Source organism: Thiobacillus sp. SCN 63-57, from assembly GCF_001725555.1.
GTDB lineage: Bacteria > Pseudomonadota > Gammaproteobacteria > Burkholderiales > Thiobacillaceae > Thiobacillus.
Genome location: NZ_MEGP01000039.1, coordinates 14,324 through 24,033 on the forward strand (window position 1 = coordinate 14,324; position 9,710 = coordinate 24,033).

A 9,710-nucleotide genomic window follows, 5' to 3' on the forward strand; every position below is an offset into this window, starting at 1 on the left:
CATCGGCGGCGCCCTGAATTCGGCCGTGGGCTACACGCACTACAATTCCAGCCGGCTGGACGGCCATTTTCGCGTGGACAGCGGGTGCTTCAGCCGGCGTGCCGACGTCAACGAGGAGACGGCGCGGACGTACGGCATCCCGGCCGAGCGCACGCACGCCACCTGGCACGCGCTCCTGGAAAGCGAGAAGTCATCGCTCGATGCCATCCTGGTACTGACGCCGACGCCGGATCACCGGGATAGCGTGATCGCCGCGCTCGATGCCGGCTATCCGGTCATTTGCGAGAAGGCCCTGGCGGTGTCCAGCGAAGCGTGCCGCAGCATCGACGACGCGGTGGCCCGCAACCATGGGTTCCTGGCGGTGACCTACAACTACTCCGGCTACCCGATGGTGCGCGAATTGCGCCGCATGATCGCCGACGGCCAGCTGGGGCGCCTCCAGCAGATCCAGATCGAGATCCCCCAGGAAGGCTTCCTGCGGCAGGCGGCTGCGCCGCAAGCCTGGCGTCTCAAGGACCATGCCGTTCCCACGGTGTCGCTCGATCTCGGCGTGCACGCCCACCATCTGGTCCATTTCCTGACCGGCGGCAAGGCGCCGCTCGAAGTCATCGGCGATCAGGCCACCTATGGCCAGTTCGGCGACATCGTCGACAATGTCTATTGCCTTGCGCACTACGAGGACGACCTGCGGGTACAGTCCTGGTTCGGAAAAACGGCGCTCGGCAACCGCAACGGCCTGCGCATACGCGTCTACGGCAGTCTCGCCAGCGCCGAGTGGTTCCAGATGCAGCCCGAGGATCTGCTGTTCAGCCAGGCCGACGGCCGCAGGCTGCTCATCGACCGCGGGTCCGGCGACGCCGACCTGGCCCGGCAGTTGCGCTACAACCGTTTCAAATCCGGCCATCCCTCCGGGTTCATCGAGGCTTTCGCCAATCTCTACGCCGATATTGCCGACCAGTTGCGCCAGCATCAATCCGGCGCCATGACGCGCAACGCGTTCGTCTACGGTGCCCAGGAATCGGAAGAGGGCTTGCGCTTCCTGGAGGCCATTTCCCGATCCGCGCAAACACGAAAATGGGAAACGGTATGACGCGCCCCGACCAGACGAACGCCAGGTCCCAAGCCGTTTACGATTTCATCGTGCAGCTGCTCGAAGAAAAGGGCGCGGTCCCGGAACCTGCCGCGCTGCCCGCCTACCGGTACCTCGACGTCGGCCATATCGATTCGCTCGCCTTCATCAAATTCGTCTTTCGCATCGAAGAGCGCTTCGGCATCCAGTTCTCGGAAGCGGACATGCTGGGCGACCAGGCAAAAACCGTCGGCGGACTGGTTGCATTGATCGACGACAAATGCGATCGATCCCCCGCACCTTGATTCCATTGAGCAACCTGACATGAGCCAGCCAGACAACAACGCATCCCTGCTTGCCGAATACGGACGCTACATGCTTCCCGTGCTGAGCTTCCGCGACATCGTCCTGGTGCGGGGGCAAGGCAGCTACGTCTGGGATGCCGACGGTAACCAGTACCTGGATCTGAACAGCGGCCAGTTTTGCGCGGTGCTGGGCCACTCCGATCCCGGCGTCGCCCGCAAGATGCAGGAGATCGCCCAGACCCTGCAGGACACGGACACGTCTACCCTGACCCGGTCGGTCCTGCTGGCCGCCAAGCAGATTCATGACCGCGCCCCGGAGATGAACGGCCGCATCCTCTTCCTGTCGACCGGCGCAGAGGCCGTCGAATGCTGCCTCAAGTACGCGAAGCACATCAAGGAGAAGCCGGGCGTCATCGCCTTCGACAAGGCCTATCACGGACTGACGCACGGCAGCGCCGCGTACTCGATGTCGCGCGACCGGATCCGGCCGCCGGTCGAGCACTCGTACGTCACGCCTGCGCCGCGTGCCCATGCCGACGACGAAGCGGAAACCGACCGCTGCATCGAGGCGTTCCGGCAGACCATCGGCGATTGCAAGGACGACATTGCCGCGGCGATCTTCGAGCCCATCATCTCGGGCGGCGGATTCTACTTTCCGTCGCGCCGCTATTTCCAGGCGGTCCGACAACTCTGCGACGACAACGGCATCTTCCTGGTCTTCGACGAGTGCCAGACCGGCTTCGGCAGGACGGGCAGCTGGTTCTACTATCAACAGCTCGGATGCGTGCCCGATTTCGTCGTGTCCGCAAAAGCCATGGGGATGGGCTACCCGGTCTCCTGCGTCATTGCCAACGGCCATACCGTCCCGCATGCGAAGTTCGCGATGGAGTATTTCAGCTCCCACCAGAACGAGTCATATGCCGGCGCCCTGGTGTCCCACCTGATCGACGAGATCGAGAACCGCGGCCTGCTCGAGCGGAACCGCGCCTCCGGCGCCTACCTGCTGGCTAAACTCGGCGCGATTGCTGCCGAATCCTCCCTTATCGGCAATCCCCGAGGCCAGGGGCTGATGTGCGCATTCGACCTGAGCGACACGGGCAGGCTCGACAGCAAACAGGCGGGCGACCTGTTCTGCAGGCTGGCGCAGCAGAACGGCTTGCTGCTCCAGCATTGCAATCTCGGCCGCACCATCCGCCTGCTGCCGAACTACGCCGCCACCGAGGCGGATTTCGATTTTTTTGCGGACCGATTGAAGGCCACGCTGGCTCTGTTCCAGGCAACACTCGATCAACCTCTCTAGCGAGCGACCCCCATGTTATTTTCAGAGATCGACACGACTTACCTGGCCAACACGATCAAGGGCCTGCAGGGGAAAAAGCTCATCTTGTGGGGCGCCGGGCGACGGCTCAAGGGCTTCGTCGAGCAGTACTGCGGTGACGGCAAGCTCCTGCCCACGCCTTACGGCGTCTGCGACAGCACGCGCGAGATCGCCGAGAAGACGCTCTGGGGCATCCCCGTCCTGCCTTTCAAGGACGTGCAGGCCATGCTGCCCAAGGACACCGTGATCATCATTACGGCCGGCCTGCTGGAACTGCAGGCCAGGGTGGTTGCAAGCGAGCTCTATTATTTCCCGCTGTTCCATTGCCGGACCTTCGAGGTCTACGACTACCTGCAAAAAAACATGGACCAGTGCGACCGGGCCATCGGCCTGCTCGCCGATCCGGTGTCGAAGAAGACCTACCGGGGCTGCATCGAAAACATCCTGTGCGGACGGCTCTGGGACCAGTCCCTCTTCAGCGCCAGCCCGTATTTCGGTAACGACATCAACGAACGGCTCGACGCCTCCGGCCAGCTCGTGTTTGCCGGCGCCTTCAACGGCAAGCATCTCGACCGCGCCCTTGAAAACAATCCCGCCATCCGCATAGCGGCCTTCGAACCGAGCAAGACCTGGTCGGCCTACCTCCGGGAGAAATTCAAGACCGCGCCGCAGGTGACGATCCACAACAAGATCCTCTGGAGCGAGAACACGCTGCTGAGCTTCGACGACGACATGTCCAATTCCGGGCTCGACGCGCACGTCACCGCGGACGCGGCCAACAGCACCTACCAGCACGAAGGCGTCGCCATCGACGACTATGTCGAGGGCAAGGTGTCGATGATCGCCCTCGACGTCGAAGGCTCGGAGCAACGCGTCGTCCAGGGCGCGCATCGCACGATCGAACGCGACCGTCCCAAATTGTGCCTGTGCCTGTACCACAACCTCGACGACTACTTCAGGATCCCCGTCATCATCAGCGAGCGTTATGGCTACCGCCTGCACGTCAAGCATCACTCCACGATCAGCGCGATCGAAACCGTCCTCTATGCGGTCTGACTGCACGGCGTCCGCCCATGCTTGATTTCGCGTTCTCCATGCCGACCCGGATCCTGTTCGGGTCCGGCGCGCGATCGCTGCTGGAACGGGAGCTGGACGAACAGCCCGTTGCGAAGGCCCTGCTGGTCTATGGACGCGAAAGCGCGCGCCTGAATGGCAGCTACGACGACATGACCGGCCTGCTCGAAGCGCGCGGCATCGCGTACCTCGAGCATCCCGGATGCCCCGAAGACCCGGATGACGAATTCGTCGGAGCAGGCGCCGAACTCGCGCTCGATCACGGTGTGGATTTCGTCCTGGCGATCGGCGGCGGTTCGGTGATCGACGCCGCCAAGGCCATCGCCCTGCTGGCGGCCAACCAGGCACGCGACATCTGGGCGTATCACGCGGCACGGCAAGACTTCACCGCGCCCGCACTGCCGCTCGGCGTGGTGCTGACCACCACGGGAACGGGCACCGAGGCCAACGGCGGCTTCGTCATCAGCCGCCGCGCCGACAACGAGAAGATCGCATTCAGCAGCCTGTCCACGCGCCCGCGCTTTGCCTATTGCAATCCCGACTACACGATCACGCTGCCGCCGCAGGTGCTGGCCGACAACTACACCGACATCCTGTCCCATCTGCTGGAACAGTATTTTTCGATGGAGGACAGCACGGGCATCGTCGATGCGATCATTCTCGAAGCCATCCACTACCTGCTGAAGAACACGCCGGCACTGCAAACCTGGAAAGATTCGTATAGCTTTCGGGCCAACACCATGTTCGCGTCGACGCTCTCGCTGTCCTACCTGTTTTCCTGCGGCAAGAAAGTCCCGTGGATCCTGCATTACCTGACCCATGCGCTGGCTGCCCACCGTCCCATTTCGCATGGCGCATCGCTCAGGGTCGTCATGCCGGGCTGGCTCGTCTGGCTGTCAGGCAAGCCCGTCTATGCCACGCGTACTCGCCAGCTTGCCGACAAGCTGGCACTGTCCGATGCGGCCCAACTAGGGCAGCATTTTCTCGATCACTTCACGCTGATGGGCTGCGATCCGCATCCGCTGCTCAGCGATGCGGAGAAGGTGCAGATGGTGGCGCGGCTGTCGACCGACACGGATTTTCTCGCCCGTGCAAACCTGGACGCGCGCGATCTCAGATGCATCCTCGACTGGACGCATCATGCCTGCTGAATCGGCATCGCCTGACATGAATACGACAACAATACTGATCTTCCCGCTCGATATCGACGACGCGGACGTCTTCATCCTGACCGCGAAGGCACTCGGCCTCGCGGTCGTCGGCGCCAGTTCCGCCATGGCCGGCCCGGGGGACAAAGCGGTCGACGATTTCATCCGGCTGCCCTTCATCACCGACCCGACCTTCGACCAGGCCTTGCAGAACGCGCTTGAGCAGCACGCGGTGACGACGATCCATGCGCCGCATCAGGGCGTCTGGCGCCATCTGAACACGCTCCTGAAAACACACCCGGGCCGCTTCCGCTTCACGCTCTGCAGACCCGATCCGTTTTCCGCGACGCAGCAGCGCTTTGCGCCACACGAGGCATGGGCTGCTTCGATGTCGTCCGATTCCTCGCTTGCCGGACTTGCGGCGCCCCAGGCGATCCGTCCATCCTTGTCGCCTGCGCGGTATTCCGCGCTGCACCGACAGTTCCTGAGCATTCCCGGCGATTCCGACGTCGGGAAGCTGCGTGCCTTGTGCGACATAGCCCGCCTGCTGCCGCCCGGCGACCTGCTCGAGGTGGGATGCCTGTACGGGCGATCGGCATTTGCGCTGGGCTATCTGGCCCGCCAGTACACGCTGGGCAGCATGATCTGCGTCGATCCGTGGAACACCGCCGAACTGACCGACCAGGGCGCCGCCGCCGCGATCATCAACGTCGAACTCGCCAACACCGACATCGACAGCGAAAAAATCTTCCGGGTATTCCTGAATGCCGCAGCCTTGCTCGACAACGTGGGGTATATCCGTGCAACTTCCGAGAAAGCGACAGGCCAGTATGAGGCGGCCATCCGCAGCGGCGCGCTGCACAGTCCCGAACTGGGCAGCATCCCGGTCAGCGGGAAGCTGAGCCTGCTGCACGTCGACGCCAATCATCGCTACGACCACGTGCGGCGGGACGTCGAGCTATGGAGTCCTTATCTCGCCGAGGGCGGCTGGCTGCTGCTGGACGACTATGTGTGGGCGTTCGGCGACGGCCCGCGGCGGGTGGGCGACGAACTGCTCGGCAGCCCCCTCTACGATTCGGCGTTCGTCAGCGGCGACACCCTGTTCCTGCGCCGTACCGGCGTGAATTGAGGCGCGCGCCTCAACTGCTACACCATGTCCGCCACATCTCCCGGTAGGCGGCTTCCAGGTGGCGCGTGACGGTTTCCGGGCCATAGTTCGACGCACTCATCCGCTCGCGCAGGGATTGCCGGATTCGATCCAGTCCCGGCAAGTCCTGCGCCATCCGCATGACGAGCTGAAAATAGTCTTCCTCGTTGTGCGTGATGAAGTCGCTCAGGCCGACACGCGACAGCAAGGGAACCGCGCAGCGCGACACCATGTGTTCGCCGGCGAGGGTGATGACCGGCACCCCCATCCACAGTGAGTGCATCGTGGTGGTGCCGCCGTTGTAGGGGAAGGGGTCGAGCGCCAGGTCGATCGTGTGATGCAGCGCCAAGTACTCGCTGAACGACATGCGCGGCTGCAGGATCAGCCGATCGGCTTCCACGCCCGCCTGGCCGAACCGTTCGATCACCCGCTGCCGGACGCCGTCATCCGTTATGTTGCCAAGCATCAGCCTGGCGTGCGGTAGTGCTTCCAGGATCCGTGCCCACAGATGGACGACCGATGGGTTGATTTTGATCAGATTGTTCAGGGAGGCGAACACGAAGGTGTCGGCGCTCAGGGCCGGCAAGGGATTGACGGACGGACAGCCCGGTGCCGGCCGGTAGGCCACGCCCGAGTCCGGCATGCGCACCAGCGATTCGCTGTGGTAGCGCTCGGTCAGCCCGGGTGGGTCCATTTCCGCATTGGTGATCCGGTAATCCATCGCGGTCAGCCCGGTGGACCCGGCGTAGCCGATCCATGTGGCCTGCACCGGCGCCGGTTTGCGGGCGAACACCGGCAGGCGGTTGTAGCCGGTATGTCCGGACAGGTCGACCAGGATGTCGATGCCGTCCGCGCGAATGCGTTCGGCGAGTTGCTCGTCGCTCATTTTCGAACAGGCCAGCCAGTGATCGGCGTGGGCGGCGATCTGCTCGGTATGGGCATCGCGCTTGATGTGGTTGTAATAGCAATAGATCTCCACCTGGGACTTGTCGTGTCCGGCCAGGATCGGCTCGATGAAGAAGGCCACCGCATGATTGTAGAAATCCGCGGAGACATACCCGATCCTGAGGCGCCGCTCGGGGTCGCGGCTGTTTGCGTGGGCCCGCCAATGCGCCTTGAGCGGAGTTTCGAAACGCTCGGCGTAGCGCTGGTGTTCGCTGAATACTTCCGCCGGCGTGACGGTGTCCATGTACTGCATCGTATACAGCAGGTTGCTGTAGGCGATCGTGGAATCCGGCTTGAACGACAGGACCTGACGGTAACAGGCAATGGCCTCATCCAGCCTGCCTTGCGCCTGGAGCGTATTGCCCAGGCCGTTGTAGGCTTCGGCGAAATCCGGCTTGAGCAGCAGGGCCTGCCTGCCACATGCGGCGGCTTCGTCCAGCCGGCCGCGTTCCCTGAGGGCGTTTCCCAGACTGTTGTAGGTCTCGGCGGAGTCGGGCCTGATCTCGAGCGCCCGCTTGTTGGAGGCGATGGCTTCGTCCAAACGGCCCAGCGCATAGAACGCCTCGCCCAGATTGCTGTAGGCCTCGGCGAAATCCGGCTTGATCGAAACGGCTTGCCGGCAGCAGGCGATCGTTTCGTTCAGCTTGTCCTGCTTCTGGAAAATGACGCCCAGGTTGTTGTAGGCCTCGGCGAAATCCGGCTTGAGCCGGATGGCCTGCTGATAGGCCTCGGCCGCCTCGTCCTGCTTGTCCTGGTCCTTCAGCACATTGCCCAGGTTGTTGTACGCGTCGGCATAGTCAGGCTTGAGTTCGATCGCCCGCCGGTAGCTGGCGGCTGCTTCGTCCAGGTCTTCCCGCTCCCTCAGCGCATCGCCCAGGTTGTAGTGCACTTCCACCAGATCCGGATCGAGCCGGAGGGCCTTGCGGTAGCTGGCGATTGCCTCGTCCAGCCGGCCTTGCGTCTGCAGCGCATCGCCCAGGTTGCTGTGCAGCTGGGCATAGTTCGGCGTGAGCGCGACGGCCTTGCGGTAGCTGGCGATCGCCTCGTCCATCCGGCTCTGTTCCTTGAGCGCATTCCCCAGGTTGTAATGGGCGTTGGCATGATTGGGCTGCAGCGCAATGGCTTGCCGGTAGCGGGCGATCGCCTCGTCCAGCGCGCCTTGCGCCATCAGCACCACCCCCAGGTTGTTGTGCCCGTCAGCAAAGTTCGGCGCGATCTCGGTCACACTGCCGAGCAGGATGGCCGCCACATCGAGCATGCCGATCTGATACGCGATCATCCCTTGCATATGCAAGGCATCCGGATGATTGGGCGACAGTTGCAGGATCTGCTGGCAAACCGCGTCGGCCTCGCGCAACTGCCCGGCCTGGTAGTGCTCGGAGGCGCGCTGCAAGGCATTCACGAGATCCATCGCCGCCGAAGCGGGGGAGGCGGGTTGCCCTGCCGTGAGCAGGCAGCACTGCTTGTACTTCTTTCCGCTTCCGCACGGACACGGATCGTTACGCGCGATTTTCTGGGTTGTCATGGCACATTAGGGGACGGAGGCGGAGCCGGTTCAGCGGCTATTGTAGCGATCCTTGGAGAAGGCCCGCACGATCGCGGCGCGAATGAACGGAAACGTGGACCAATCGACGACGAACCGGCCATCCGCAAATGCGCTGTCTTCGCTTCCGGGCAGCATCAAACCGGGATAAAACGCCCATCCGCCACCCCATAGTCATTTCCTATATAAGTCATTGACATTAAGTCTTTGAAAATGGCAATCGCTTGATTGATGATTGGGGTCGTCAATAATTTCTGTTGCTGCGCCTCTCGGTTTTGCACGGTCTTGCGATGCGAAGGCGCCAGGATCGTTGATGTTCTGGAGGATCAAACAAAAATCCTCTCAGGATAAGGAGGATTTTGTACTGAAAATTAAGGATTCTTGGATGCGTTAAACGATGGCGTGAAGCCTTTTGCCGCGATACGTGTATTGGGCCGTGCGGTCTTTGGCCAAATCACCGGGATCTCCGGACAGAGGCATCACCCCGCCAGCTCAAGCGAACGCCACCACCGGATGTCCGGGGTGCCTGTCTTGCTAGTCTTTCATGGCGTGTCGATCAAACGAATCGACATGCCTTCCCCCACGGGAAACCTCGCCGAGCTGCTAACGCTACTCCTCTTGATACGCATCAATGAATCCCCCTAATCGTTGATGGACGCTTGCATGGAAACTATATGGTCAATCTAACGGAATTCGGGATAGTTGTAAGGAAAGCGAGGCTTGACGCCAAGGTGACCCAGAGCGAAATGGCGGCCGCATTGGGCGTGACCTCGGCTTTTTTAAGTAATTTGGAAAAAGGGCGAAGCAAGATCCCGGAAGAATGGGCAACGAGAATCGAATCGTTCTTCAAGCATAAAGGTATCGCCACGCCGAACCTGCGCAAACTGGCAGATGTGGCGAACCGCTCAATCTCGCTGGAAGGCATGAACCCACAGAAAGCGATGATGCTGGCTGCATTCGCAAGGGCAAGCTTTTCCCAGCAGCAGATGGAAAAATTCTCGCAACTGCTCGGCGAAATCAAAGAGAACTAGCCGAGGCTGATTGTCGACCCTGAACGGGCGCATGCGAAGGGCGGCAACTGGAAATGAAAAAGGCCCGCATTGTTGCGGGCCTTTTTGTATCTGGCTCCCTGATCGGAGATCAACCGAGGATCTCGGATTT

The 9,710-nt window shown here is 62.1% G+C and carries 8 protein-coding genes; 7 read left to right on the top strand and 1 reads right to left on the bottom strand.

Annotated features, from left to right (window positions below):
* Positions 1 to 73 precede the first annotated feature (73 nt).
* Genes ABT23_RS13615 through ABT23_RS13640 form a run of 6 tightly spaced genes read left to right on the top strand, consistent with a single transcriptional unit; the run spans position 74 to position 6,043 of the window.
* The gene (locus ABT23_RS13615; protein ID WP_296636394.1) at positions 74 to 1,090 is read left to right on the top strand and encodes a Gfo/Idh/MocA family oxidoreductase; all 1,017 of its coding nucleotides are present in this window, start codon (positions 74 to 76) and stop codon (positions 1,088 to 1,090) included.
* Positions 1,087 to 1,374: an acyl carrier protein gene (locus tag ABT23_RS13620; protein WP_296636373.1), complete on the top strand. Its 288-nt coding sequence runs from the start codon at positions 1,087 to 1,089 to the stop codon at positions 1,372 to 1,374. Before ABT23_RS13615 ends, ABT23_RS13620 begins: the two co-directional genes overlap by 4 nt.
* 19 nt (positions 1,375 to 1,393) lie before the next feature.
* A complete protein-coding gene (locus tag ABT23_RS13625) occupies positions 1,394 to 2,674 on the top strand; it encodes an aspartate aminotransferase family protein (protein WP_296636376.1) in 1,281 nt (426 codons plus the stop codon).
* Between the two features lie 12 nt (positions 2,675 to 2,686).
* Positions 2,687 to 3,748, top strand: a complete 1,062-nt coding sequence (locus tag ABT23_RS13630; protein WP_296636378.1) for an FkbM family methyltransferase — start codon at positions 2,687 to 2,689, stop codon at positions 3,746 to 3,748.
* A gap of 17 nt (positions 3,749 to 3,765) precedes the next feature.
* Positions 3,766 to 4,917, top strand: coding sequence for an iron-containing alcohol dehydrogenase (locus tag ABT23_RS13635; protein ID WP_296636381.1), 1,152 nt, complete (start codon positions 3,766 to 3,768; stop codon positions 4,915 to 4,917).
* A 16-nt stretch (positions 4,918 to 4,933) separates the two neighbouring features.
* Positions 4,934 to 6,043, top strand: a complete 1,110-nt coding sequence (locus ABT23_RS13640; protein ID WP_296636384.1) for a class I SAM-dependent methyltransferase — start codon at positions 4,934 to 4,936, stop codon at positions 6,041 to 6,043.
* Between the two features lie 10 nt (positions 6,044 to 6,053).
* On the opposite strand, the gene ABT23_RS13645 is transcribed toward ABT23_RS13640, so the two are convergent.
* Complete coding sequence (locus ABT23_RS13645) at positions 6,054 to 8,531, bottom strand: tetratricopeptide repeat protein (RefSeq protein ID WP_296636387.1); 2,478 nt, start codon at positions 8,529 to 8,531, stop codon at positions 6,054 to 6,056.
* A 692-nt stretch (positions 8,532 to 9,223) separates the two neighbouring features.
* On the opposite strand from ABT23_RS13645, the gene ABT23_RS13650 reads away from it, so the two are divergent.
* On the top strand, positions 9,224 to 9,580 hold the full coding sequence (locus ABT23_RS13650; RefSeq protein WP_296636390.1) for a helix-turn-helix transcriptional regulator: 357 nt from the start codon (positions 9,224 to 9,226) through the stop codon (positions 9,578 to 9,580).
* Positions 9,581 to 9,710: the final 130 nt, after the last annotated feature.

Excerpts from the sequence above, each read along its gene's own strand:
- ABT23_RS13620 (WP_296636373.1), top strand. The coding sequence starts at position 1,087 with ATGACGCGCCCCGACCAGACGAACGCCAGGTCCCAAGCCGTTTACGAT.
- ABT23_RS13625 (WP_296636376.1), top strand. The coding sequence starts at position 1,394 with ATGAGCCAGCCAGACAACAACGCATCCCTGCTTGCCGAATACGGACGC.
- ABT23_RS13630 (WP_296636378.1), top strand. The coding sequence starts at position 2,687 with ATGTTATTTTCAGAGATCGACACGACTTACCTGGCCAACACGATCAAG.
- ABT23_RS13635 (WP_296636381.1), top strand. The coding sequence starts at position 3,766 with ATGCTTGATTTCGCGTTCTCCATGCCGACCCGGATCCTGTTCGGGTCC.
- ABT23_RS13640 (WP_296636384.1), top strand. The coding sequence starts at position 4,934 with ATGAATACGACAACAATACTGATCTTCCCGCTCGATATCGACGACGCG.
- ABT23_RS13645 (WP_296636387.1), bottom strand. The coding sequence starts at position 8,531 with ATGACAACCCAGAAAATCGCGCGTAACGATCCGTGTCCGTGCGGAAGC.
- ABT23_RS13650 (WP_296636390.1), top strand. The coding sequence starts at position 9,224 with ATGGTCAATCTAACGGAATTCGGGATAGTTGTAAGGAAAGCGAGGCTT.